This window comes from Dietzia sp. E1 (assembly GCF_014145015.1).
Lineage (GTDB): Bacteria > Actinomycetota > Actinomycetes > Mycobacteriales > Mycobacteriaceae > Dietzia > Dietzia cinnamea_A.
Genome location: NZ_JAALDU010000104.1, coordinates 1 through 23,402 on the forward strand (window position 1 = coordinate 1; position 23,402 = coordinate 23,402).

A 23,402-nucleotide genomic window follows, 5' to 3' on the forward strand; every position below is an offset into this window, starting at 1 on the left:
GCCGATGAGGGGCGGGGTCCCCGCCGACGGCCCGGTGGCGGGGTCCGACCCGGTCTCGCGCTGCGCCATGTCCCCGCTCCTGCCGTCGTCGCCGCCGCGTCGCTCCCGCCGGGCGGCCTCCACCCTATTCGGCGCGCGAGCCGGAGCGGACCGGTCGTCGGCCGTGACACGATCCTCTCGTGGAGCAACAGCAGCGTGCGGTCGGACGGCAGAGCATGCCCCCGCCCCTGCCGGTCCGGGACGGCGTCAGCCCCACCCGCCTGCGAATCCCCGCCGACGGCCCGTGGGCGGGCATCGCCGAGTACATCGAGTCGAGGTTCGACCACCTCGACCCGGGCGAGCTGCGGCGCCGGGTCTCCGCCGGCGAGATCGTCGGCGCCGACGGCCGGGCGATCGACCACGACACCCCGCTGGGCGCCCACGAGTTCGTCTGGTACCACCGCGATCTGCCCGACGAGCCCGTCCTGCCCTACCGGGAGGAGATCCTGTACCGGGACGACCACCTCGTCGTCGTCGACAAACCGCACTTCCTCCCCACCACCCCCTCCGGCCACTTCCTGCGCGAGACCGCGCTGGTCCGGCTGCGCACCCGCCTGGGCAACGACGACATCACGCCGATCCACCGCCTCGACCGCGAGACCGCCGGGGTGGTCATGTTCTCCGCCCGCGCCGACACCCGCGGCGCCTACCAGTCCATGTTCGAGCGGCGAGAGGTCACCAAGGTCTACGAGGCCGTCTCCGCGCGCCCATCCGGATGGGACCCGGCCGCGCCGACCCTCGGGGGCCACCCGGTGCCCGTCACCCACCGGGCGCACATCCGGTCGCGGCGCGGCGAGCTGCGCGTCACCCTCCACCCCGAGCTGCCGCCCAACTCCGAGACCCTCGTCGACGTGCTCGGCACCGGACTCAGCGCCTCCGGGCGGCTCGTCGTCCACACGCTCCTGGCGCCCCGCACGGGGCGGCTGCACCAGCTGCGCGTGCACCTCGCCGCGCTGGGGATCGGCATCCTCGGCGACCGGCGCTATCCCGACCTGCTGCCCGAGGCCCCCGACGACCCCGACCTGCCGCTGCAGCTCCTCGCCCGCGAGCTCTTGTTCACCGACCCCGTCACCGGCGGGCCGCGGCGGTTCGTCACGCGCCGGACGCTGGCGCACGCCCCCGTCAGCGGCGCCGCTGGAACGTCAGGTGCGTGACGCCGCTGGGCGGTCAGCAGGTCGGAGTGGGCGCCGCACCGGCCCAGCGGTCGAGGGTCCACTGCACCAACTGCGGCGTGAGCGGCGAGTCGGCGGCGACCAGGCCCATGTGGTCGAGCCCCGGGTAGGTGCGGAAGTCGATCGGATCGCCCGCGGCGCACCGACCGGCGACCCAGTTCTCCTGCATCGTCGGCGTCACGAGCGGATCGGCCAGGCCCTGTGCGACGAGGACGGGCGCCGGCCACGGGCCGGTCGGCGAGTTCTCCCGCAGTCGGTCGCCGAGACCGCCATCGAGGACGGAGTCCGGGAAGACCTGCTCGGGGATCTGCGTCCCTCGCAGGAGAGCGGCGATGACGTCCTTCTCGTTGAAGCACAGGTCGGAGATCTTCTCCACGCCGTGCGCCGTGCCCGGGTTGAGGTGGCCGGACAGGTCGAGGTCGGGGTAGATCTCGTTCCACGACGTGGCGATGTAGGCCGAGACGGTCTTGCCGCCGACGCTGTACTTGTCCTCGTCGGCCAGCCGGTACAGGTCGCTGGCCGGAGCCATGCCCGCGATACCGCGCAGCGTCAGCTCCGGCGCGTAGTCGCCGGCGATCTGCCCGGTCCAGAGCGCACCGTGACCGCCCTGCGAGTGTCCCCACACGACGGTGTCGGTGCTCAGGTCGAGCCCGTCGAGTTGCTGCGCGGCGCGGGAGGCGTCGAGCACGTTGCGAGCCTCGGCCCGCCCCACCAGGTACGGGTGCATGCCGGCCGTGCCCAGGCCCACGTAGTCGGAGATGACGCCGGCCCACCCGTGCTCGGTGACCATCTGCTCGAGGGCGGCGGCGGCGCCGTCCGCGAACGGGGTCGGGCTCAGGGACGGGGCGCAGCGCGGCACGATGCCCGTCGTCCCGTGGGCGATGCTCAGCAGGGGCAGCTCGTCACCGCCCCGGTCGGCCGGCGCGATCGCCACACCGCTGGCCACCGTCACCGTGTCGTCCGGCCGGGTGGTCGTGTAGAGGATCCGCCAGGCGTCGGCGCCGTCCGGCACGCCGGCCGTGAGGGTCTCGGCGCGCAGGAGCACCCCGGGCTCGTCGGGCAGTGGCTCTACCGCGGTATAGAAGGCGTCGGGTTCGGGCCGGTCGTCGCCCCTGAGCAGGACCGCGCTGCCGATCGCCATCGCGAGAACGAGCAGGAACACCACGACCGCCGCCGCCGTCCTCGCCCACCTTCGGACGCGTGCGCGGCCCGCGCGCATGCGGGCGCGGGGACGTTCCACGACGAGCTCGATCAACCCGCGCAGCCCGACGAACACCAGCCACGCACCCACGGCGTAGCGGCTCAGCTCGATCGCGAGCACCGGCCACACCAGGCACAACAGGCCCAGCAGGATCGCCGCGGCGCCGCTGAACAGGCCGGCCACCCGCCGGTCGGCGCTACCGCGCCAGGCCGTGATGACGGTGTGGACCCCGTGCGCCACCAGGGCGGCGACCATCACCCACAGCAGTGTGCGGATGCTCGCCGTGCGCCACGTGAGTACCACGATCCCGGCCACGACGGCGGCGAGCCCTACCGCGATGCGTGTCCACCGTCCGGAGTGGACGGCACCGTCGACGCCGGTGACCGTGGCGAGTCCGACGACGACGAGTCCCGCCCCCGCCAGCGTGACCATCACCGGCATGCCGAGGTGGACGAGAATCAACATCACGCCCAGGGCGATGGACGCGAGGGCAAGAAGGGCGCCGAGGACCCGCCGTCCGCGGTCGCTGTGCTCATCGGCCGTGTCGTGCAAGATCCGTCTCCTCGGGTGCGTCCTCGGGCCGACCTCTACCGGCGTATACGGCCTCCGGTAAGGAAACTATCCCGAGGTCCCGCGCGGGAGACGCCGAACCGCGCGTTCTCACCCGTCGACGTCGGCTGTTCTCACCCGTCGACGTCACCCAGATGGTGTTCGACGTCGTGCACGATGTACTGGCACAGAGAGGCGATGGTGAAGACGTAGCCGTCGCCGCGTCGACCGGTCCTGTCCCGATCCGCGGGGCCGACGCGGTCGAGAACCTTCAGCGTCCGAGCGGTGGTGGCGTCGAGTCGGCGCGCGAGATCGTCCGGGTCGCTGCGCCAGTACCCGTGCTCGACGACCGCCGCCTCGCCGTCGAAATCGTCGTACGTCGGCTCGGCTCGGTCGAGCATCGCCGCTATGCGGTCCCCCAGGACCTCGATGAGGTCACGGCAGTGGCCCGCGTACTCCAGCGGCGACCACACCCGCGAGGACGGTCGCCGCTCGACCCCGGTCCGCCGGAGGACGGCGAGCCACCGGTCGCGGGCGGAAGCCAGTCGGTCGCTCGTGAAAGCCGGGTCGTGAGGCCGGTATCCACAGTCGTCACAGCCAGACTCGAGAACGGTCGTCCAGTCTTTCGTGTCCGGCAGCGAGGGTTCGGGAGGGGTGTCCATGCCTCCACCGTCTCACCGTCCCGGCGGTCCCGCGGCCGGATCGGGTCGGTCCGCGTCAGCCGTTCGCGGGGAGCCAGTCGGCGAACCGGTCGGCGGAGACCTCGGAGAGCCACATCTGCCAGAGCGGTCCGAAGGACACCCGGCGCACACCGAGCTTCTTCAGGGCCGCCAGGTCACCGGCGCCGTGTCCCTTCACCGGATGGGCGGTCGCGTTGACGGGGATCGTCACCGCCTGCACGAGACGCGTGAGCTGATCGGCGGTCGTCACGCCCACCGGGTACACCGATCGCGCTCCGGCGTCCTCCATGAGCGTGATGCGGGCCTCGGCCTCCGCCAGCGGGTCCGAGAAGACGTCCGTCCCCAGCTTGACGGCGTCGGTGCGTCCGTTGATGACGAACGGGACCCCGGCGTCATCGGCCGCGCGGCGGGCGGCGGCGATGTAGTCGGCGTGCTCCTGGCGATCGCGGACACGCTTACCCTCGCGGTGCACGACGTCCTCGATGTTCGCGCCGACCGCGCCCGCCTCGAGCAGGCGGGTGATCAACTCGGCCGGGTCGAGACCGTAGCCCGACTCGACGTCCGCGCTGACGGGGACGGAGACCGCGTCCGTGATCCGCTTGACCACGCGCAGGTACTCGGAGAAGTCCATCTTCTCCCCGTCCGCGCTGCCGATCGCGTCGGCGACGGGGTGGCTGCCCACCGTCAGGCCCCGGAAGCCGGCGTCGGCGGCGACCCGGGCGCTCCAGGTGTCCCACACGGTCGGCAGGACGGCCAGCTCACCCGATTCGTGGAGCTCGGCCAGCGTGGTTGCTCGTGCACGTACGTCGGGCATCTCGGTCCTCCTCGGGAGCGCGGGCTTTCGTCTCCCGACCCTACGCCGGTGGCCCGGCCCTCGGACCACCGTAGAGTGACCCGTATCACATGCCGTCACGCGCACTCCGGAGGTCACCATGAACCACGTCTACAGCGTCACCGAGATCGTCGGCTCCTCGCCGGACGGAACGGACCAGGCCATCGCCAACGCGGTCGCGGAGGCGTCCAAGACCCTGCGGAACCTCGAGTGGTTCGAGGTCCAGTCCGTCCGCGGCAAGCTCGACGGCGGCGCGGTCGCCCACTGGCAGGTGACCATCAAGGTGGGATTCCGGCACGAGTCCTGACCAGACGCCTCCGGCCGCCTCCGGGTTCCCGCGGATCCCGCTGTCCACAGGGCGTTCCGGCGGCTCCACAGAACGCGTCGCGGGGCTGTCGCCGGACCTCGGGCCCGCCGAGACTCGGGGCATGAGATTCGAGGACCTCCCCGACAACTGGAACACACTCCCGCTCGACGACGCCCCGCTCGCCGCCGGCGTGATCGACCTCGTCATCGGTCACCACGACCGCGGCCGGAACACGATGCTCATCCTCCCGTGCGACGAGCACGACGTCGGCCTCCCCGCCCCCATCCTCATCAGCGACGTGGACTGGCTGTGCACGTCGCACGAGCGCCGCGACGCGATGGCCGTCCTTCCCGCCATCGCGTCGCCCGGGTTCGTCGTCGGGCTGTCCGCGAGGCGCCGCCTCCCCGACAAGGTGGTGCGGGGCTGGCTGCGGACGATCGAGGACGAGCTGGACGCCACGGGACAGGCGCTCCTGGCGCTGGGGGTGGCGGACGTGGACACGGTGGAGATCGTCGGCGGCCGTGCCGCGCGCAACGGCAGCCGCGCGTGAGCGGGCCGGCGCGCGGCCGAGTGAGCGGCGCGTGAGCGGGCGGGGCGCGGCCGGATGAGCGGCCTCTGACCGCCGCTCGCGGATGACAGGGACCCGGCATCCCGCCGGTAACATCGACCCTCGTGCCCGACAACTCACAGACCCCGGGAACGGGCAGCATCGTCGACTACTCGGCGCTTCCCGGGCCGGGCGGCCGCCGGTCGAAGCTGCCCGCCGTCGACTCACCGCGGTGGACACTCAAGGTGGCGCTGTCCCAGCGTCCCTGGAGCTTCATCGCCTCCGGCGGCATGGCCGTGGGATTCCTCTGCAACGGGCTCACCCCCGTCGTCGTGGGCCGTGCGGTCGACGACGCGATCGCCACCGGCCGTCTAAACCGGCTCTGGCTGTGGATCGGCGTGCTCGCCTGCGTGTTCCTGGTGGCGATGGTCGCCAACTGGACCGCCCGCTTCATGTTGGTCCGCAGCCAGCAGCTCGTCAGTCACGACCTGCGTACCGCGGTCACCGACCGCATCCAGGACCCGCGCGGGTTCGCGGGCCGGGAACGCACCGCGGGCGGTCTGCTGTCCATCGCCTCGTCGGACACCACTCGCGTCGGGGACATCGTCATGATGACCGTGATGCCCGTCGCCGAGGCGGCGGCCATCACGTACGGCGCGGCGATGATGTTCACGATCAACCCGTGGCTGAGTCTGGCCACCCTGGTCGGCGGCCCGGTGCTGGTCATCGTGGCGCTCCGGGTGGCGCGGCCCCTTCAGCGCCGGTCGGTGGCGCGCCAGCAGGCCATCGCCCAGGCCGCAGCCACCGCGACCGACGTGGTGCAGGGGCTGCGGATCCTCAAGGGTCTGGGCGCCATCGTCACCGTCCGGAGCCGCTACGACGAGGTGTCGGACGACGCCTACCGCAAGACCGTTCACGCCGACGCGGCCGAGGCACGGCTCAACGGCGCCACCGAGGCGACGGGGGCCGTCTTCGTGTCCACGCTCGGCCTCGCGGCGGGCGCGTTGGCGCTCGCCGGGCACGTCACCATCGGCGAGCTGATCACGGTGGTCGGCCTCACCCAGTTCCTCGTGGTCCCCATGACCATGTTCGGCCGCAACATCGCCTCGCGCTGGGCGTCGGCGGAGGCGTCCGGCCGGCGGATTCGCGAGGTGCTCGGCGCGGACTTCGAGCGCGTCTCCGAGACCGACGCAGCCACCACGGAGCGGTTCATCCGCGCCCTGCCGTCGGGCCTGACGGTCGTCGACGGCACCGATCCCGAACTGATCCGCCTCCTCGAGTCACTGCCCCGTACGCGGGTGGCGGTCGTGCCCCACGCCGCCGACCTGTTCGACGGCAGCGTGGCGGACAACGTCCACGCCGATCGCGCGGCGGCCGAACACGCCCTGCGGGTCGCCTGCTGCGACGACATCCCCGACGGCCCGGACAAGCGGGTCGGCGAGAGCGGGCGGATGCTCTCGGGAGGTCAGCGGCAGCGCGTCGCCCTCGCACGCGCGATCGCGTTCGACCCGGAGGTACTCGTGTTGCAGGACCCCACCACCGCGGTGGACTCGGTGACCGAACAGAACCTCGCGGACAACATCGCCCGCGAACGGGCCGGGAAGACCACGATCGTCGTCAGTCAGGCGCCGGCGTGGAACGCCGTCGCGGACGCCCGCCTGAGCGCGCAGCGGCTGCGCGAGACCGCCGAGGGACTGCTCGTGGGGGCCGAGGGATGACGACGACGAGCTCGACGCCGCCCGTAAAGACCGACACCGCCCTCCGGTTCCCGGTCGCCTCTGCAGGCCAGGTCCGTCGCGAGGTGGCCCGGCAGCTCGCCCGGGTCCGCCACGCCCGGCGGTGGCTGGCGGTGGCGTTACTCCTTCTGAGCCTCGGGGCGGCCGCAGGGGTGCTCATCCCCCAGCTCATGGGCCGGATCGTGGACCTGGTCTCCGGCGAGACGCCGGGGTCACTGTGGCAGATCGGCGCGCTGTTGCTGACCGCGGCCGTCGGCGGCGCGGCACTCAGCGCTTCCGGCTTCTACCTGGTGGCCCGGTTGTCCGAGCGGGTGATCGCCAACCTGCGCCAGGACATGGTCGGCACCGCGCTCGGACTGCCGACCCACCGGGTCGAAGACGCGGGCTCGGGCGACCTCGTCAGCCGGTCCACCGATGACGTGGCGGAGCTGTCCTCGGCGGTCACCGAGACCGTCCCGACGCTGTCCACCTCGGCCCTGACGGTCGTGGCGACCGTGATCGCGCTGTTCGCCCTGGACTGGCAGTTCCTCGTCGTCCCCCTCGTCGTCGCGCCCCTCTACTACGTCGCCGCGCGCCGGTACCTCGCCAAGGCGCCGCGCCGCTACGCCGCGGAGCGCGCGGCGATGGCCGAGCGGGCGCGACGTGTCCTCGAGGCCATCCGCGGCCGGGCGACGGTACGTGCGTTCTCGCTCGAGGGCCGGATGCACACCCGGATCGGCAACGCCTCCTGGGACGTGGTGCGCAAGGGCATCCGGGCCCGCACGACGATGCTCGTGCTCAACGTCTGGATGCTGGTGGGCGAGTTCCTCATGCTCGCGATCGCCCTGACGGTGGGCTACCACCTGGTCGCCACCGGCGCCCTCACGGTGGGCGCGGTGACCGGGGCGGTCCTCATGATCATCCGGCTGCGGGGCCCGCTCATGACCTTCATGCGAATCCTCGACGTGGTCCAGTCGGGCTACGCGTCGCTGTCCCGGATCGTCGGCGTCGTGGTGGACCCGCCCGTGCCGGTGCCCGACAGCGGCGTCGACGCGCCGCAGGGCCGGGTCGAACTGCGCGGCGTGAGCTTCAGCTACGGCGGATCGTGGGCCGTGCGCGACATCAGCTTCTCCATCGAACCGGGGCGCACCGTCGCGATCGTCGGCGCATCGGGCGCCGGCAAGACGACGGTTGCCGCGCTGCTGGCGGGCCTCCTGGTCCCGGATGCCGGCGAGGTGCTCGTCGACGGCCACCCGGTGTCGTCGCTGTCCGACCGCGAGCGCATCGCCCGTCTGGCCACCGTCAGCCAGGAGGTCCATGTGTTCTCGGGGACCCTGCGCCAGGACCTCACCCTGGCCAGACCGGAGGCCACTGACGACGAGCTGCTCGACGCGCTGCGCCGGGTCAACGCCACCGCGTGGTTCGAGCGCCTGCCGGAGGGTCTCGACACGGTCGTCGGGGCGCGCGGGCTCCAACTGGATCCGGTCGCCGCGCAGCAGCTGGCCCTGGCCCGCGTCCTCCTGCTCGACCCGGCCGTCATCGTCATGGACGAGGCCACGGCCGAGGCCGGCTCGGCGGGCGCGGAGGCGCTGGAGCGTGCGGCCGACGAGGTCACCCGCGACAGGTCCGCCCTGGTGATCGCTCACCGGCTCGATCAGGCTTCTCGGGCGGACACCATCCTCGTGATGGACTCCGGGCGGATCGTCGAGCGCGGCACCCACGACGAGCTCGTCGCCCACGGCGGGATCTACCACCGACTGTGGAACGCCTGGTCCGCCGGCCGGCGGGCGACCGCCGTGGACAGCGCCCCGGACCCGGCCTAGAACGGGCCCGACCGGGGTGGGCGACGTCAGGAAATCCGGCGAGCGCGCGCGAGTTGGACCACACTGCAGGGGAGGCCGCCTCGGTTCCCGGGCCGCACGCGCGGAACGGGGCGCCCATCGTCCCGCCGGGGGCTCCGACACCGTCGGTCCGACCTGGGGGATGATGGTGGGCGGCCAGATGGCGCAGTTCCACAAGAACACGATCAGCCCGAAACGAGAAGAGTCGACATCCATGACCCAAGGTCCCCAGAAGATCATCTACACCCTCACCGATGAGGCCCCGCGGCTCGCGACCGAGGCGTTCCTCCCGGTCCTCCGCACCTTCGCAGCGCCCGCCGGTATCGGCGTCGAGACCAGTGACATCTCGGTGGCCGCCCGCATCCTCGCCGCGTTCCCCGAGCGGCTCACCGAGGAGCAGCGCGTCCCCGACAACCTGGCCGAGCTGGGTCGGCTGACCCAGGAGCCCGACACCAACATCATCAAGCTGCCCAACATCAGCGCCTCGGTGCCGCAGCTCACCGCTGCGATCGCCGAGCTCCGGGAGAAGGGGTACGACCTCCCCGATTACCCGTACGACCCCAAGACGCCCGAGGAGAAGGAGATCGCCGAGCGATACGGCTCCTGCCTCGGCAGCGCGGTGAACCCCGTGCTGCGCCAGGGCAACTCCGACCGGCGCGCGCCGAAGGCGGTCAAGGAGTACGCGCGGGCGAACCCGCACTCCATGGGCAAGTGGTCGATGGCGTCGCAGACCCACGTCGCGCACATGACGCACGGCGACTTCTACGCCGGCGAGAAGTCCATCATCCTGGACCGCGCCTGCGACGCCCGCATGGAGATCGTGACCCCGGACGGCGAGACCCATGTCCTCAAGACCGTGCCGCTCGAGGCCGGCGAGGTCGTCGACTCGATGTTCATGAGCAAGAAGGCGCTCCTGGACTTCTACGAGGAGCAGCTCGACGACGCCAAGGAGACGGGCGTCATGTTCTCGCTCCACGTCAAGGCCACCATGATGAAGGTCAGCCACCCGATCGTGTTCGGTCACGCCGTCCGCGTGTTCTACAAGGACGCGTTCGCCAAGCACGGCGAGCTCTTCGACGAGCTGGGCGTCAACGTGAACAACGGGATGGGCGATCTCTACGACAAGCTCGAGTCCCTGCCGACCTCCAAGAAGGAGGAGGTCATCGAGGACATCCACCGCTGCCACGAGTCGCGCCCGGAGCTGGCGATGGTCGACTCGGCCCGCGGCATCACCAACTTCCACTCCCCCTCCGACGTCATCGTCGACGCCTCCATGCCCGCGATGATCCGTATCGGCGGCAAGATGTACGGTGCCGACGGCCGTAAGAAGGACACCAAGGCCGTCATCCCGGAGTCCACGTTCGCGCGGATCTACCAGGAGATCATCAACTTCTGCAAGACCAACGGGGCGTTCGACCCGCGGACCATGGGCACCGTGCCCAACGTCGGTCTGATGGCGCAGAAGGCCGAGGAGTACGGCAGCCACGACAAGACCTTCGAGGTCCAGCACGGCGGTGTGGCCAACATCGTCGACGCCGCCACCGGCGAGGTCCTGCTCTCCCAGAACGTGGAGGCGGGCGACATCTGGCGCATGTGCACCGTCAAGGACGCGCCGATCCGCGACTGGGTCCGGCTCGCCGTGGACCGCGCCCGCGCCTCGGGCATGCCGGCCGTCTTCTGGCTCGATCCGTACCGGCCGCACGAGAACAACCTCATCACCCTGGTGAAGAAGTACCTCGCCGAGCACGACACCGAGGGCCTGGACATCCAGATCATGTCCCAGGTGCGCGCCATGCGGTACACCCTCGAGCGCGCCTGGCGTGGCCTGGACACCATCTCGGTCACCGGCAACATCCTGCGTGACTACCTCACCGACCTGTTCCCCATCCTCGAGCTGGGAACCAGCGCCAAGATGCTGTCGATCGTGCCGCTGATGGCCGGCGGCGGCCTGTACGAGACCGGCGCGGGCGGCTCCGCGCCCAAGCACGTGCAGCAGCTCGTCGAGGAGAACCACCTGCGCTGGGATTCGCTCGGCGAGTTCCTTGCGCTCGGCGCCAGCCTCGAGGACGTCGGACGCAAGTACGACAACCCCAAGGCCGCGATCCTGGCCCGGACGCTGGACACCGCTACCGGCAAACTGCTGGAGAACCGGAAGTCCCCGTCGCGGGAGACCGGTGAGCTCGACAACCGGGGCAGCCAGTTCTGGCTCTCGCTGTACTGGGCCCAGGAGCTGGCCGCGCAGTCCGACGACCCGGACCTGGCGGCCCACTTCGCGCCGCTGGCGGGCAAGCTCGACGCCGAGAAGGACACCATCCTCGGCGAGCTCCTCGAGGTGCAGGGCAAGCCGGTCGACCTGGGCGGTTACTACCAGCCCGCGATCGACAAGCTGAAGGAGGCGATGCGTCCGAGCGAGACGTTCAACGCCGCCCTCGCGAGCATCTCCGGCTGACTTCCACGCCGCAGCCGCACCGCACCCCGGGCCCGCCCCGGGGTGCGGTGCGCCATTTCCCGGGAGAATCGAGAGACCGACGTGACCGACGCGACCGACTACCCGGCCCCACGACACGTGTGGCCGCTCCTGCTCGCCGCGGTGAAGGATCTCCATGACCGGGGGTTCGCCGGCATCCGCGCCCTGCCGTACTTCGGTCCCGTCGGCTACTGGCGACTAGAGGTCACCACCGCCGACAACCTCCCGAACGGGGTGGATCTCCCACCCAGGGACGACGACGCGGTGTTCCGGGCCACTGAGGGCGCCTTCCCCCACGTCGGGGACCTCACCGTCTCGATCCGCACGAGCGCGCGGGACGTGGCGGACGAAATCCTGCGCGGCCTCGGCTCCCCGAGCCAGGTGCGGTACTTCAACGATGCCGACTACTGCCGCTGGTTCGCCGCGATGAGGCGCCGTGCCGAGGAGATCGGCGCTCCCCCGTCTGCCTTCGAGGACTTCCACTCCGGCTGGCGCTGCGGCACGGAGGAGATCGACCCGCCGCCGGGGTGGGCGGGCGCCACGTAGGAGTGACGTCCAGAGAAGATGTTCAGCTGTCGAGCGCGGCCTTCATGCAGCGCATCGCGGCCAGCGTCTTGGGCACGCCGATGTAGGGCATCAGGTGCACGAAGCACTCCGCCACCTGCTCCCGGCTCATCCCGGCCACATCGATGGCCGTCTTGATGTGGCCGGTGAGTTGCGGCTCTGTCCCGCCCATCGCGGCCAGGGCGGCCATGTTGAGCATCTGGCGATCGCGGAGCTCCAGGCCGTCCCGCTGGTAGGTTCCACCGAACACCGCGCCGACCACCCAGTCGGATGCCCCGGGCGCGAACTCGTCCAGCTGCTGCTTCCATGCCGCCGCCGACTCCGGGGACTGCGTCTCCTCGACGAACCGGTTGCCCTTGTCCATGCTCAGTTCCACGGTGATACTCCTCGACGGATCGGCGAATGTCCTGGTCAGGCTAACAGGGCAGCCCGTAGGCCCGTCCCGGCCAGGTACGGGGTGGCGGACCCGCAGGGCCCCCCATGAACCGGTCCATCACCCGGACGCGCTTACGCGACGACGCGGAATCGTGATAGCTTCGTTCGTCGGCTTCACAGCCGTACTGAAGCATCGATGACACGACACGCGAGGGTCCACGCAGGGACCTTCTGACACGGCACGGTCGATCAACCCCACCCGCCGGACGTCAGGAGACTCCTTGTCCTCATCCCATACTGCCCCTGCGCCTGTCCCCGGCCGTGCCGGTTGGATGATCGCGGTCGCCGCCGCCGCGGCGTTCCTCGCCACCTTCAACGAGACCTTCCTCAACGTCGCCTTCACGCCGATCATGAACGACTTCGGCGTCGACGTGAACACCGTGCAGTGGCTCACCACCGGGTATCTGCTGGTCGCCGCCGTGTTCGTCCCTGTCTCGAACGTGCTGTACCACCGCTTCCCGACCCGGCAGTTGTTCGTCTCGGTCGTCGCGGTCATGGTCATCGGGTCGATTGTGGGTGCCCTCGCCCCGTCCTTCGAGGTACTGCTGATCGCCCGCCTGCTCCAGGCCATCGGGACGGGTCTGCTCACCCCGATCGGCATGAACATCACGCTGGCCTTCTCGCCCCGCGAGAAGCTCGGGCTGAACATGGGCATCATGGCCGCGATGACCACCCTGGGGCCTTCCCTGGCGATCGTGCTCTCCGGTGTGCTGCTGACGTTCGCCCCGTGGACCACCCTGCTGTGAGTCTTCGGCGCCTTGACCCTGCTCGTCCTGATCGCGGGCGCGATCGCGCTGCGCACCGTGGCTGACCTGGGCCGCCCCGTACTGGACATCCCGTCGTTCTTGCTCGTCACCGTCGGCCTGGTCGGCATCCTCTACGGCATCTCGGCCGCGTTCGGCGGTGCTCCGGTCTACGCCGCGCTCTCGGCGGTCATCGGCCTCGCCGCTCTGTGGGTGTTCGTCGTCCGTCAGCGTCGGATCGCGCACCCGCTCATCGACATGCGACCGTTCTCCAACCGCGCGTTCGTCCTCGGCGTGTCGATGACCATGCTGGGCCTGGTGTTCGTCTTCGCGATGAACGTCGTGATCCCGCTGTTCCTGCAGGCCGCTCAGGGCATCTCGCCGCTGGGTGCCTCACTCACCCTCGCGCCGGGCATCCTGCTCACCGTGGTGGCCGGGCCGGTGGCCGGCCGCCTGTTCGACCGTCACGGCGGCCGCTGGTCTATCCCGCTCGGCTTCCTCGTGATGGCGGTCTTCGTCACCGGCGTCGGCATCGCCGCCGGATACTCGTCGATCCTGCTCTTCGGCCTGCTCTACATCCCGGCCGTCCTGGCCACCGCCCTGGTGATCGGGCCGTCGCAGACCTTCGCGCTGTCCAGCCTGGACCGCGACTCCGCGCCGCACGGCGTGACCGTGGTCTCGACCAGCTTCCAGATCGCGGGTTGCGTGGGCACGTCGCTGGCCGCCGGCATCTACGGCGCCGTGTCCGGTGCCAACCTCGACGCCGGGGGCGACGAGTTCGAGTCCCTGCTCACGGGCTTCCGCAGCCCCGTCGGTGTCGTCGTCATCGTCTCCCTCCTCGGGATCGCGCTGGCGTTCGCCGCGAACCGGGCGGCGCGCACCGCCCGCCAGTCGGCGGCCGAGACCGGGTCGCGCCCCGTCGACTCCGTCGAGTCGATCATGAAGGCCGACGTGTACGCACTGTCCTCCACGGACACGGTCCTCGACGCCCTCACCACGTTCGGCGTCCGCGGCATCTCCGGCGCCCCGGTCCTCGACGCTGACGGCGCGCTGGTCGGATTCCTCTCCGACGGCGACGTCATGCGCTACCTGTCGGCGGCGCACCCGTCGTCGACCTCGATCTACTCCTACGCGATCGGGGCCGACGACGACCTGGTCGACGCGATGGCCGACCTCGCGGATCTCAACGTCATGCGGTTGGCCACCCGGGAGGTCGTGACGATCGACGCCGGAGCTTCGATCGCCGACGCCGTCGCAGCGCTCTCGGACGCACACCTCAAGAAGGTGCCGGTCGTCGGTGACTCAGGCGCGATGGTGGGCATCGTCAGCAGGTCGGCGATCAACCGCCTGGCCATCACCAGCTACCTGGACTCACGCGCCGAGGTGACGCAGCCGGCGGCCGTTCCCGCTCACTGAGCCGACACGCCCGCCTCAGCCGACCGCGCCCCCGCTGGAATGTTCCGGTGGGGGCGCGGTGGTCTCTGTCAGCGTCCGCTGCGTTCCGACCGGCTGCGAGAAGAGCCCCGCCTGGCGCCTCCCGTCGACGGCTTGCCCAGCACCCGCCGCCACCGTTCCGGCATCGGCGCCGTCACCACCACGTCGGGGCCGTCGGGCAGCGGGATGACCATCTTCGCGGCATGTAGGTGGAGCCCGGATCCGCCACGCGACGCGACCACGCTGTCGAACCGGGGGTCCCCGTACCGGTCGTCGCCGGCGATCGGGTGTCCGGCGTGCTGCAGATGGACGCGGATCTGATGCTTGCGGCCGGTGAGAAGTCGTACGTCCACTAAGGTGGCCCAGTCCTCCACGCGCCTGCGGACCCTGACGTGGGTCTCCGCGCGCTGGCCCCGCGGGTCCACCACCACGTCGGCGTCTCGCCTCCGGAGCGGCGCCTCCAGCACCCTGAGGTTCGCAGGCCACCGCCCCGCGACGATCGCCAGGTAGTGCCGTTCGATCTCCGTCTCCCGATCCCGCAGCATGTCGTGGAGATGGCGCAGCATCGGCGGGGTCTTGGCCAGGACCAGAACCCCGGAGGTGTCGCGGTCGAGCCGGTGGCCCAACTCGAGATCGGGTAGGTCGGGGCGGAGGACTCTCAGCGTCTCGATGACGCCGGCGGGCACATCCGAGCCACGGTGTACGGCCACCCCGGCGGGCTTGTCCACCACCAGTAGATTCGAGTCCTCGTAGAGGACGGCCTTGGCCATCCGGTCGAGTAAGGCTCTGGGCGGTCGTGGCGCCGCCATGGCGGGGACCCCGGCCTGCAGCGCGGGGAGGTCGATCACATCGCCCTCCACGAGCCGGTAGTTCTGTTCGGCTCGGCGACCGTTCACCCGCAGCCTGCCCTGGCGCAGAAGCTTGAACAGCAGTCCCGCCGGCACACCCCTGAGCTGGGATCGCAGGAACTTGTCCAGGCGACGGCCGGCGTGCCCTTCATCGACGACAATGGTGGCGGCCGGTCGCGAGACCGTGGTCGTGGCCGGGACGGGGGTCGGCGCGGTCAGACGGCGGGCGGGCGGGGGCCGGCCGCCTGCCGCGCGCTGTGACGTCATTTCGGCGGGCTCAGGGCAGCCTGGCGCGGTTGAGCGTGCTCAGGTCCTCGTTGACGTCCGAGAAGATGGCACTCACGTCCGTGATCCCGAAGCCTGCGAGACGCTCGGTGTGCATCGCGACGTAGGCCTCGGCGTTCGCGCGGGTGTCGAAGAGATAGATCCCTCCGGACCGGCCGGCCGATTCGTCCTCGATCCACACCTTCCAGAGGAAACCCGGCTCGGCGTTGATCGACTCCGCCAGCCCTCGGAACGCCTCCGCCATCTCCGCGCCCCAGGGGCCGCGCATCGAGAAGTTCACCTGTACCACTACAGCCATCGTCGCCCTCCCGGTCTGTCTCAAAAAACCAGGATACCGCTGGTGGATGGATCAGCTTCCCGGTGAACCGACGTCCTCTGCCTGCCCGGGGTGCGGAGCGCGTGCCTGCGCCGCAGCCCACACCCGTCGCCAGTGCTCGGCGAGCGAATCAATGGTCTCGTGGGCGTTCAGCCCGCTGGGCTGCGGCACGACCCACAGCTCGACGTCCTCCGGCCACCCGGGCAGTGCCGTGCTGTCCTGCCTCCCCGCGGTCGCGCCGGGGCGGGAGAACGCGGTCCGGAACGCGGTGATCCCCACGATGGCCACGACCCCCGGGCGCAGCATCTTCGCGCGCTCCGCGAGACGCGCTCCACCTTCCCGCAGCTCCTCGCGGGAGAGCTCGTCGGCGCGCGCGGTCGCGCGCCCGACGAGGTTGGTGATCCCGATGCCGGCCGCGAGGACTTTTCCCTCGTCCGCGTCGGAAAGTCCGGCCGAGGCGTCGACGAAGTCGTCGGTGAGCCCGGCGCGATGGAGAGACGGCCAGAAGCGGTTGCCGGGCCGTGCGAAGGGCGCGTTGACGGCCGCGGTCCAGAGGCCGGGGTTGATGCCCACGATGAGCAGCCGTAGCGCGCCGGGGTCGACCGGCAGGACGTCGTCGACGCCGTCCTCCTGCAGATCGGCGAAGGCGGCGAGATCCTGCTTCGTCGGTCGCCGACCCCGCAGCGGGGAGGGCCGCCGGGGTCGCGCCCTCACGCCCACGGCGACGCCACCTCACCCGTCGTGGGTGCCGCCGGACTCACGCCTCGAGCACGTAGCGGAGGATCTCCACCACCTGGTCGGTGGTCGTGCACCAGGCCTGGGCCTCCGCGTCGACCTCCTTGAGCGGGTGGATGATCTCCGCATCGTGGAGCGTCACGTAGGGCTTGCCCAGGGCCGCGCAGTAGCCGGCGTCGAATGCGGCGTTCCACTGCTTGTACTTCTCCCCGAACCGCACCACCACCAGGTCGCTCTGCTCGATCAACGTACGCGTACGAATCGCGTTGACCTTCGCCGACTGGTGGTCTCGCCAGAAGGGGTTCTCGGTCCCGCCGAGGTGGTCGCCCGCGGCATCGCTCGCCGGGTGGTCGGTGACCGGCTCGGTGAACGTGACATCGAGGCCCGCGGCCGTCGCGCCGCTCCGGATCTGGTCGCGCCAGTCAGTGTGGATCTCGCCGGACAGGTACACGGTGAAGCTCATGACCACACCATCCATGAGTGCGGCGACCGCGGCAACTTCACCCCCGCGAGCCTGAGAATCGACTCATCTCCTCGCCAGAACGTCACCCGTGGCGGCCGTGCCGGTCAGGCCCCCAGTGCGATGCGGTGAGCTCGAGGTGGGGAGGACTGTGATCAGGCGGGCAGCGTATCCGCGCAGTTGCTGTGGCGGCGCAGACTGGCACGGCTCCCCCGGGCACGACGGTCGGCCGGGGGGAAGCCGTGCTCCCCGCTACCCGATCAGGTACGCGAAGCCCCGGCCGGACTCTTCGAGTCCGCGGAGGAATCGTCTCGTCCGGTTCACGTAGTGGTCCACGTACTCCGCTTCCGACTCGTTGCCCGGCTCATCTCCGTCACGAGGGGGCAGACAGGGAACGAAGTCCGCACGGGTGAGTGTGTCCAGATCATCGGCGATCGGGGCGACGTCCTCTGGCGGGATCGCCCGAACCCACGGCAGCCACCCTTCCCAGTTCGCGAGCAGCGTCACGTCGCCCTCGAACATGCGATACGCCGGGCGGGGTTCGTCAGTCGGATCAGACGGTGACGTCATCAACTGCAGATTTCTCCACGCCTTGTCCAGGTAGAGCATGTCCTCCTCCCGAGGGCCCTGTCGAAAGTCGGTCGCGGCGACCGTGGAACCGGGCGGAAAACCCCAGGCATCCGCCAAGGGGTCGGCGCTGATGTAGGCGCGCGGGTCGGCGAGCACGGCCTGGGTGGCGTCGGCGTCGAAGGCATATGCGTAGTAACGGATTCCCATGAGCCCAGCATCGCGGAGAGCGACGTGCTGAGAAGCTCGTGCGCGGCCACCTGTGGATGAAGGATCCGGCTTCGGCTCGCCTGTGGAGAACCAGCGGGCCGGTCACGCGGTGGTGTAGGCGACGAGCGCTGAACAGTAAACCGAGACTCCGACCCGCGTCACGGCGAGTCGAGTAGGTCGATTCCGTAGTCCGCGACGACGGCCCGTACCTCGGCCAGGTAGCGCAGCGCCTGCTCGGTGAGCGGAATGCCGGAGTGGCTGATCCAGCCGATCTCGATGCTCTCGTCCACGTCGAGCGGGATCGCCACGATCTCCGGGTCGAGATCGTCACTGATGATGCCGGTCGAGATGGTGTACCCGTCGAGTCCGATCATCAGATTGAAGATGGTCGCGCGGTCGGCGACCCGGATCTCCCGCTTGCTCGACAGGGTGGAGAGGATCTCTTCGGCGAAGTAGAACGAGTTGTTCGCCCCCTGATCGAACGTGAGCCGAGGCAGATCGGTCAGGTCACCGAGCGTGACCCGCTCGCGGGCGGCCAACGGGTTCTTCCTCGAGATGAAGATGTGCGGGACCGCCGCGAAGAGCGGGTGGAACACGAGGCCGGAATCGCGCAGGAGTTTGTCGATGACCTTCCGGTTGAAGTCGTTGCGGTACAGGATGCCCACCTCGCTCCGGAGCGTCCGGACGTCCTCGATGATGTCCCAGGTCCGCGTCTCGCGAAGAGAGAACTCGTACTGCTCCACGTCAGCGGACCGCACCATCCGGATGAACGCCTCGACCACGAAGGAATAGTGCTGCGCAGAGACCCCGAGCAGTCGGCGGGACGGTGGCTGGCCGAGATACCGCTGCTCGAGCAGGGACATCTGCTCGACGACCTGTCTGGCGTAGCCGAGGAACTCCGCACCCTCCTCGGTCAGCGTCACACCCCGGGCGGACCGCGAGAGCAGCGTGCGCCCGACCCGGGACTCGAGATCCTTCATCGCGGCGGACATGGTCGGCTGGGCGACGTAGAGGAGCTCCGCCGCGCCCGTGATCGACCCCTCCGCCGCGACCTCGATGAAGTACTCCAACTGTTGGAGCGTGATGCCCCTGGATGTCCTGCCCATAGGAACAGACTATAGTGACGCATAGCAAACGATAGTTACCCGATATCTGAACTGGGACTGCAGGATGGGGGCACAGACTTCTCGCAAGGCCGAGCCCGGCCGATCGAACCCCGCATTGGATGTACATGTCGGACGATTTCACGTATCGCATCACCACCACCCGCTTCGACGAGGATTACTCACCGTCGGAGAATTCCCGCACCACCACCAACTTCGCCAACCTGGCACGAGGCGAGCACCGCCGGCAGAACCTCCGCCGCGCCCTCGCCATGATCGACGACCGGTTCAACGGCCTCGCCGGTCGGGACGACCGAAGGCGAGACCGCTACACCGTCGAGCTGGAGATCGTGTCCGCGGATCTGCAGTTCACCTCGGCAGGCGAGGACCAGCGGTTCCCGCTGATCGAGGTCCTGGACATCCAGATCCTCGACCGGGACACCGGTGAGCGTCACCCGGGCATCGTGGGGAACAACTTCTCGTCCTACGTCCGGGACTACGACTTCAGCGTTCTCCTGCCGGCGGCCAACGAGAACACCGCTGAGTTCACCGTGCCCGACGACTTCGGCGACCTGCACGGCAGACTCTTTCAGCGCTTCGTCGCCTCGGAGGCGTACCGGGAGCGCTTCTCCGCGGAGCCGGTTATCTGCATCAGCGTGTCGACGAGCCGGACCTACCGCCGGACCGGACACCACCATCGCGTCCTCGGTACCGAGTACCAGCAGGACGACTTCTCGCTGACCGACGAGTACTTCGCCCGGATGGGGCTGGAGGTCCGGTACTTCATGCCACCGGGCGGCGTCGCGCCGCTCGCGTTCTACTTCCGCGGTGACCTGCTCCACGACTACACGGACCTGCAGCTCATCGGCACCATCAGCGTGATGGAGACCTTCCAGAAGATCTACCGTCCGGAGATCTACAACGCTCACTCCCCTGCCGCGGACGTCTACCGCCCGACCCTGGATCACGGCGACTTCTCGCCCACCCCGATCGTGTACGACCGCGAGGAGCGCAACCGGCTCGGCAAGGCGCAGGGCAGGTTCACGGAGGAAGCCCTCATGAAGCCGCACCGAGCGCAGCTCGAACAGTGGGCCGCCCGCTACCCGGTGCTCGTCGGATGAGCACCAGAGGAGAGTCGATCATGTCCCCGATCCTGCCCACCACCACCGTCGGCAGCCTGCCCAAGCCGTCGTGGCTAGCACAGCCGGAGACCCTCTGGTCGCCCTGGAGGTTGGAGGGCCCCGAGCTGGTCGAGGGCAAGCAGGACGCGCTGCGTATCGCCGTGAAGGAGCAGAGCGATCGCGGCATCGACATCGTCAGCGACGGCGAACAGACCCGGCAACACTTCGTGACGACCTTCATCGAACATCTCGACGGGGTCGACTTCGAGCAGCGCGAGACCGTGCGCATCCGGAACCGCTACGACGCCAGCGTGCCCACCGTGGTGGGCGCCGTGAGCCGCGAGAAGCCGGTCTTCGTGGACGACGCGACGTTCCTGCGGCAGCAGACCGACAAGCCCATCAAGTGGGCTCTCCCCGGGCCCATGACGATGATCGACACGCTGTACGACCGCCACTACTCCAGCCGCGAGGCGCTGGCGTGGGAGTTCGCGGCGATCCTCAACCAGGAGGCGCGAGACCTGGAGGCCGCGGGGGTCGACATCATCCAGTTCGACGAGCCCGCCTTCAACGTCTACTTCGCCGAGCTCAAGGACTGGGGCGTGGCGGCCCTGGAACGCGCGGTCGAAGGCCTGCGCGCCGAGACCGCCGTCCACATCTGCTACGGCTACGGGATCAAGGCCAACACCGACTGGAAGGCGTCGCTCGGCTCGGAGTGGCGGCACTACGAGGAGTCGTTCCCCCTCCTGCAGCAGTCCGGTATCGACATCATCTCGCTGGAGTCCCATAACTCCCGCGTCCCGATCGACCTGGTCGGGCTACTGCGCGGCAAGAAGGTCATGCTCGGGGCGATCGACGTGGCGAGCGAGAAGGTCGAGACTCCTGAGGAGGTCGCGGACACGCTCCGCAGCGCGCTCGAGTTCGTGGACGCGGACAAGCTCCTGCCGAGCACCAATTGCGGCATGGCGCCCTTGTCGCGGGACGTCGCACTCGCGAAGCTCAGCGCACTCAGCGCTGGAACACGCCTCGTCCGCGAGGAGCTCGTCGCCTCTCACGCCTGACGGATCGGGCCGGGTCTGCGAGCGCCGGCCCCGCCCTGCATGCGATGCCCCCGACCGCCACGACCCCGGGCTACCAACGACCGCCGCGGCACTCCGGTCAGCGCCCCGCCCGATCTCCGGAGAGGTCGAGGCCGCCGAAGTGGTGCGCGAGGACGAATGCCATGGCGACGCCGCCGGTGGCTGCAGCGGCCCTGTCCTTCGGAGATCCCACGCGGCGTGCCAGCGCGCCACCCGCCGCGAGATTGAGCACGCCCCAGGCCACGTTGTGCAGTGGCGGGGACAACCCGACTCCCGGGGGCGTGGCGAAGGGCGTCGGGAACCGCTCGCCGGTCATTCCCATGACCGTGTGCGGCACGGCGTTGGCGAGCAGGGCGCCGCCAAGGCCCGCAGCGATCACACTGGTCACTTCGCGTAGAACAGTCACTGGCTCCCCTCTCCGTCGGCGCAACCGGCTCCGCGCTCCCCGGCGACGCTCGACCACGTGCGCTGACACCCGCTGTACGGGCCGGCCCTCACGAGTCTGACAGAGGACCCCGGACTCCGTACCGGGCAACCACGAAGTCGCGGTTGCGCTCGCACCCCTTCAGCTCGAGGTCGAACGCGCCGCCGAAGAGTGGCTTGCCCGAACCGAGGGTCACGGGCGCGATCGAGACCACCACCTCGTCGAGCATCCCCGCCCCGGCGAACTCGGCTGCCAGCCCGCCGCCACCCATCACCCACACATCGCGGCCACCGGCCGCGGACTCGAGTGTTTCCCGATGATCGGACGGGGCGCCCGCGACAAAGGAGACGTGGTCATTCACCGCCTCCAGCTCGCGGTGGGTGAACACGAACGTGGGGATCTCGGGCAACCAGTCACGGTCGTGTTCGAGCACCCACGTGTACGTGGACGCCCCCATGACCTGCGCCCCCACCTCCGTGAGGAACGCGTCGGTGCTGCCCGGCCCGTTCTCGTCGATGTCCTGCTTGAACAGCCAGGCCAGCGAGTGGTCGTCGTCCGCGAGGAATCCGTCGAGGGTCGTGGCGGTGTAGTAGCGGTAGCGGGTCATGACAGTCCTCCTGAGGCGCGGCGGTGCCACATGATCGGGTCGGGATCGAGGTGCCTGATGTCGACGCCGGCCTGCGCGAGCATCCAGCGCGCGAGCTGGCGGCGGTGGGCCGAGAACGTGAGGGTGTGGGCGACGATCTGCGACAGCAGGAACGACTCGGGTGGGTCACAGAGCGCGTCGACCACCCGGTCGCCCCATGCGCCACGGCGTTCCACATCGCGGGTCATGGCCAGCCACCGCGCGGCGATCTCGGAGTGCCGCCCGCGGAGACTCGTGGCGTCGTCCTCCACCCCGAGATCGGGCTCGTCCTCCCCCTCGATGCATGCGAGCCACGGCAGCTTGTCCAAGGCCAGGTGGTGCAGGACGTTCGCGAGAGTCGTCTCGTCACCCGACCACTCGAGCACCCTGTGTCCCGGCAACCTCTCGCGCCGGAACTCGTCGTCGTCGACCCCTTCGGCGGCGGCGAGTACCGCGTCGGTGTCCTCGAGGTCGTGCCGGACCATCAGCGCGACGACGTCGCCGGCCGAGATCTCCTGCCCCGCGTCGACGTAGAGCACCGTCGGGGAATGGAAGTGGATGCCGTTCGGTGCAGGCAGCCAGTGGCCCCGGTCGTGTCGCGGCGGCATGGCGCCAGGAGGGCACCCGAACGCCCGCGAGAACGCGCGCGAGAATCCCTCGACCGAGTCGTATCCCGCTGCGAACGCCGCATCGATGACGCTGCGTCCTCCTTGGATCTCCCAGGCCGCGCGCTCGAGGAGGACACGCCGCCGCATCGCCGCCGGCGCCTCTCCTGCCGCCCGGCTCACCTGACGACTGAAGTGGAACGACGACGAGTAGGCGTCCGCCGCGAGCGTGTTCAGGACTGCGCCGCCTTCGTGCTCGGCGAGAACGGCGTCGAGCAGCTCGCGGAGGCGATCTCGTCCCGGGCGTCGTGCGGTCATGCTGTGATTATCAGTGGAACGGGGCGCCCTCGGCTTGACCGTTCTTGCTCGATGCTCTGACGCTCGGTCGGCCGGAATTTGTCCGTGGGCCGCACCGGACGCCCACGCGTATGCGCCGTAGCGCCGGCCTAGGAGACTGCTGAACATGAGTATTTGGAGGCTTGGGGGCCACCGGATATTGCG

General features: G+C 70.0%; 24 protein-coding genes. 11 read left to right on the forward strand and 13 right to left on the reverse strand.

Annotation, left to right across the window (positions count from 1 at the left end; translation table 11 throughout):
- Window positions 1-215 precede the first annotated feature (215 nt).
- Window positions 216-1,193 carry a pseudouridine synthase gene (locus tag G6030_RS04645; protein WP_182642363.1) on the forward strand — a complete coding sequence of 326 codons (978 nt, stop codon included), beginning with the start codon at window positions 216-218 and terminating at the stop codon, window positions 1,191-1,193.
- Between the two features lie 13 nt (window positions 1,194-1,206).
- Here the strand turns inward: G6030_RS04645 and G6030_RS04650 are convergent, their stop codons facing one another.
- The 3 genes from G6030_RS04650 to G6030_RS04660 all read right to left on the reverse strand — a co-directional run bounded on the left by G6030_RS04650 (window position 1,207) and on the right by G6030_RS04660 (window position 4,455).
- A complete protein-coding gene (locus G6030_RS04650; protein WP_241724159.1) occupies window positions 1,207-2,964 on the reverse strand; it encodes a lipase family protein in 1,758 nt (585 codons plus the stop codon).
- 131 nt (window positions 2,965-3,095) lie between these two features.
- On the reverse strand, window positions 3,096-3,623 hold the full coding sequence (locus G6030_RS04655; protein ID WP_182642354.1) for a DinB family protein: 528 nt from the start codon (window positions 3,621-3,623) through the stop codon (window positions 3,096-3,098).
- Window positions 3,624-3,678: 55 nt separating this feature from the next.
- The gene (locus tag G6030_RS04660; RefSeq protein ID WP_119191752.1) at window positions 3,679-4,455 is read right to left on the reverse strand and encodes an isocitrate lyase/phosphoenolpyruvate mutase family protein; all 777 of its coding nucleotides are present in this window, start codon (window positions 4,453-4,455) and stop codon (window positions 3,679-3,681) included.
- Between the two features lie 118 nt (window positions 4,456-4,573).
- Between G6030_RS04660 and G6030_RS04665 the strand changes: the two genes are divergently transcribed.
- From G6030_RS04665 to G6030_RS04690, 6 genes are all read left to right on the forward strand, one after another.
- A complete protein-coding gene (locus G6030_RS04665) occupies window positions 4,574-4,780 on the forward strand; it encodes a dodecin (protein ID WP_007629964.1) in 207 nt (68 codons plus the stop codon).
- A gap of 121 nt (window positions 4,781-4,901) precedes the next feature.
- Window positions 4,902-5,330 carry a hypothetical protein gene (locus G6030_RS04670; protein WP_063972020.1) on the forward strand — a complete coding sequence of 143 codons (429 nt, stop codon included), beginning with the start codon at window positions 4,902-4,904 and terminating at the stop codon, window positions 5,328-5,330.
- 122 nt (window positions 5,331-5,452) lie between these two features.
- The gene (locus G6030_RS04675; RefSeq protein ID WP_347238578.1) at window positions 5,453-7,045 is read left to right on the forward strand and encodes an ABC transporter ATP-binding protein; all 1,593 of its coding nucleotides are present in this window, start codon (window positions 5,453-5,455) and stop codon (window positions 7,043-7,045) included.
- Window positions 7,042-8,865, forward strand: a complete 1,824-nt coding sequence (locus G6030_RS04680; protein WP_063972019.1) for an ABC transporter ATP-binding protein — start codon at window positions 7,042-7,044, stop codon at window positions 8,863-8,865. Before G6030_RS04675 ends, G6030_RS04680 begins: the two co-directional genes overlap by 4 nt.
- Window positions 8,866-9,097: 232 nt before the next feature.
- Window positions 9,098-11,332: an NADP-dependent isocitrate dehydrogenase gene (locus tag G6030_RS04685; RefSeq protein ID WP_007631378.1), complete on the forward strand. Its 2,235-nt coding sequence runs from the start codon at window positions 9,098-9,100 to the stop codon at window positions 11,330-11,332.
- Between the two features lie 81 nt (window positions 11,333-11,413).
- Entirely contained in the window at window positions 11,414-11,896 is a 483-nt protein-coding gene (locus G6030_RS04690) for a hypothetical protein (protein ID WP_182642355.1), read from the forward strand.
- Window positions 11,897-11,918: 22 nt separating this feature from the next.
- On the opposite strand, the gene G6030_RS04695 is transcribed toward G6030_RS04690, so the two are convergent.
- Window positions 11,919-12,290 carry a carboxymuconolactone decarboxylase family protein gene (locus tag G6030_RS04695; RefSeq protein WP_061227613.1) on the reverse strand — a complete coding sequence of 124 codons (372 nt, stop codon included), beginning with the start codon at window positions 12,288-12,290 and terminating at the stop codon, window positions 11,919-11,921.
- Between the two features lie 280 nt (window positions 12,291-12,570).
- On the opposite strand from G6030_RS04695, the gene G6030_RS16385 reads away from it, so the two are divergent.
- Together G6030_RS16385 and G6030_RS04700 are read left to right on the forward strand one after the other, a co-directional pair.
- The gene (locus tag G6030_RS16385) at window positions 12,571-13,095 is read left to right on the forward strand and encodes an MFS transporter (RefSeq protein ID WP_241724160.1); all 525 of its coding nucleotides are present in this window, start codon (window positions 12,571-12,573) and stop codon (window positions 13,093-13,095) included.
- 12 nt (window positions 13,096-13,107) lie between these two features.
- Entirely contained in the window at window positions 13,108-14,508 is a 1,401-nt protein-coding gene (locus G6030_RS04700; RefSeq protein WP_241724161.1) for an MFS transporter, read from the forward strand.
- 68 nt (window positions 14,509-14,576) lie between these two features.
- Here the strand turns inward: G6030_RS04700 and G6030_RS04705 are convergent, their stop codons facing one another.
- From G6030_RS04705 to G6030_RS04730, 6 genes are all read right to left on the reverse strand, one after another.
- Entirely contained in the window at window positions 14,577-15,641 is a 1,065-nt protein-coding gene (locus tag G6030_RS04705) for an RluA family pseudouridine synthase (protein ID WP_187701535.1), read from the reverse strand.
- Window positions 15,642-15,651: 10 nt separating this feature from the next.
- Window positions 15,652-15,957: a monooxygenase gene (locus tag G6030_RS04710; RefSeq protein WP_061227611.1), complete on the reverse strand. Its 306-nt coding sequence runs from the start codon at window positions 15,955-15,957 to the stop codon at window positions 15,652-15,654.
- Between the two features lie 51 nt (window positions 15,958-16,008).
- Window positions 16,009-16,695, reverse strand: coding sequence for a mismatch-specific DNA-glycosylase (locus G6030_RS04715; RefSeq protein WP_182642356.1), 687 nt, complete (start codon window positions 16,693-16,695; stop codon window positions 16,009-16,011).
- Window positions 16,696-16,732: 37 nt separating this feature from the next.
- Window positions 16,733-17,173: a YtoQ family protein gene (locus G6030_RS04720; protein WP_063972014.1), complete on the reverse strand. Its 441-nt coding sequence runs from the start codon at window positions 17,171-17,173 to the stop codon at window positions 16,733-16,735.
- Between the two features lie 249 nt (window positions 17,174-17,422).
- On the reverse strand, window positions 17,423-17,947 hold the full coding sequence (locus G6030_RS04725; RefSeq protein WP_182642357.1) for a DUF1877 family protein: 525 nt from the start codon (window positions 17,945-17,947) through the stop codon (window positions 17,423-17,425).
- A 158-nt stretch (window positions 17,948-18,105) separates the two neighbouring features.
- A complete protein-coding gene (locus tag G6030_RS04730) occupies window positions 18,106-19,053 on the reverse strand; it encodes a LysR family transcriptional regulator (protein ID WP_182642358.1) in 948 nt (315 codons plus the stop codon).
- Window positions 19,054-19,178: 125 nt separating this feature from the next.
- Here G6030_RS04730 and G6030_RS04735 point away from each other — a divergent pair, with 125 nt between their 5' ends.
- Both G6030_RS04735 and G6030_RS04740 read left to right on the forward strand, forming a co-directional pair.
- On the forward strand, window positions 19,179-20,171 hold the full coding sequence (locus G6030_RS04735) for a putative oxygenase MesX (protein ID WP_182642359.1): 993 nt from the start codon (window positions 19,179-19,181) through the stop codon (window positions 20,169-20,171).
- Between the two features lie 20 nt (window positions 20,172-20,191).
- Window positions 20,192-21,229, forward strand: coding sequence for a methionine synthase (locus G6030_RS04740; protein ID WP_182642367.1), 1,038 nt, complete (start codon window positions 20,192-20,194; stop codon window positions 21,227-21,229).
- 97 nt (window positions 21,230-21,326) lie between these two features.
- Here G6030_RS04740 and G6030_RS04745 read toward each other — a convergent pair whose 3' ends face one another.
- The 3 genes from G6030_RS04745 to G6030_RS04755 all read right to left on the reverse strand — a co-directional run bounded on the left by G6030_RS04745 (window position 21,327) and on the right by G6030_RS04755 (window position 23,219).
- Entirely contained in the window at window positions 21,327-21,635 is a 309-nt protein-coding gene (locus G6030_RS04745; RefSeq protein WP_182642360.1) for a hypothetical protein, read from the reverse strand.
- Window positions 21,636-21,741: 106 nt separating this feature from the next.
- Window positions 21,742-22,278 carry a dihydrofolate reductase family protein gene (locus G6030_RS04750; RefSeq protein ID WP_182642361.1) on the reverse strand — a complete coding sequence of 179 codons (537 nt, stop codon included), beginning with the start codon at window positions 22,276-22,278 and terminating at the stop codon, window positions 21,742-21,744.
- Window positions 22,275-23,219 carry an AraC family transcriptional regulator gene (locus G6030_RS04755; protein ID WP_182642362.1) on the reverse strand — a complete coding sequence of 315 codons (945 nt, stop codon included), beginning with the start codon at window positions 23,217-23,219 and terminating at the stop codon, window positions 22,275-22,277. Before G6030_RS04755 ends, G6030_RS04750 begins: the two co-directional genes overlap by 4 nt.
- Window positions 23,220-23,402 lie beyond the last annotated feature (183 nt).

Bases quoted from the DNA above. Each gene is read 5' to 3' on its own strand.
- G6030_RS04755 (WP_182642362.1), bottom strand. From the start codon at position 23,219: ATGACCGCACGACGCCCGGGACGAGATCGCCTCCGCGAGCTGCTCGAC.
- G6030_RS04705 (WP_187701535.1), bottom strand. From the start codon at position 15,641: ATGACGTCACAGCGCGCGGCAGGCGGCCGGCCCCCGCCCGCCCGCCGT.
- G6030_RS04735 (WP_182642359.1), top strand. From the start codon at position 19,179: ATGTCGGACGATTTCACGTATCGCATCACCACCACCCGCTTCGACGAG.
- G6030_RS04680 (WP_063972019.1), top strand. From the start codon at position 7,042: ATGACGACGACGAGCTCGACGCCGCCCGTAAAGACCGACACCGCCCTC.
- G6030_RS04750 (WP_182642361.1), bottom strand. From the start codon at position 22,278: ATGACCCGCTACCGCTACTACACCGCCACGACCCTCGACGGATTCCTC.
- G6030_RS04655 (WP_182642354.1), bottom strand. From the start codon at position 3,623: ATGGACACCCCTCCCGAACCCTCGCTGCCGGACACGAAAGACTGGACG.
- G6030_RS04665 (WP_007629964.1), top strand. From the start codon at position 4,574: ATGAACCACGTCTACAGCGTCACCGAGATCGTCGGCTCCTCGCCGGAC.
- G6030_RS04710 (WP_061227611.1), bottom strand. From the start codon at position 15,957: ATGGCTGTAGTGGTACAGGTGAACTTCTCGATGCGCGGCCCCTGGGGC.
- G6030_RS04670 (WP_063972020.1), top strand. From the start codon at position 4,902: ATGAGATTCGAGGACCTCCCCGACAACTGGAACACACTCCCGCTCGAC.
- G6030_RS04730 (WP_182642358.1), bottom strand. From the start codon at position 19,053: ATGGGCAGGACATCCAGGGGCATCACGCTCCAACAGTTGGAGTACTTC.
- G6030_RS04725 (WP_182642357.1), bottom strand. From the start codon at position 17,947: ATGGGAATCCGTTACTACGCATATGCCTTCGACGCCGACGCCACCCAG.
- G6030_RS04645 (WP_182642363.1), top strand. From the start codon at position 216: ATGCCCCCGCCCCTGCCGGTCCGGGACGGCGTCAGCCCCACCCGCCTG.
- G6030_RS04720 (WP_063972014.1), bottom strand. From the start codon at position 17,173: ATGAGCTTCACCGTGTACCTGTCCGGCGAGATCCACACTGACTGGCGC.
- G6030_RS04740 (WP_182642367.1), top strand. From the start codon at position 20,192: ATGTCCCCGATCCTGCCCACCACCACCGTCGGCAGCCTGCCCAAGCCG.
- G6030_RS04685 (WP_007631378.1), top strand. From the start codon at position 9,098: ATGACCCAAGGTCCCCAGAAGATCATCTACACCCTCACCGATGAGGCC.
- G6030_RS04660 (WP_119191752.1), bottom strand. From the start codon at position 4,455: ATGCCCGACGTACGTGCACGAGCAACCACGCTGGCCGAGCTCCACGAA.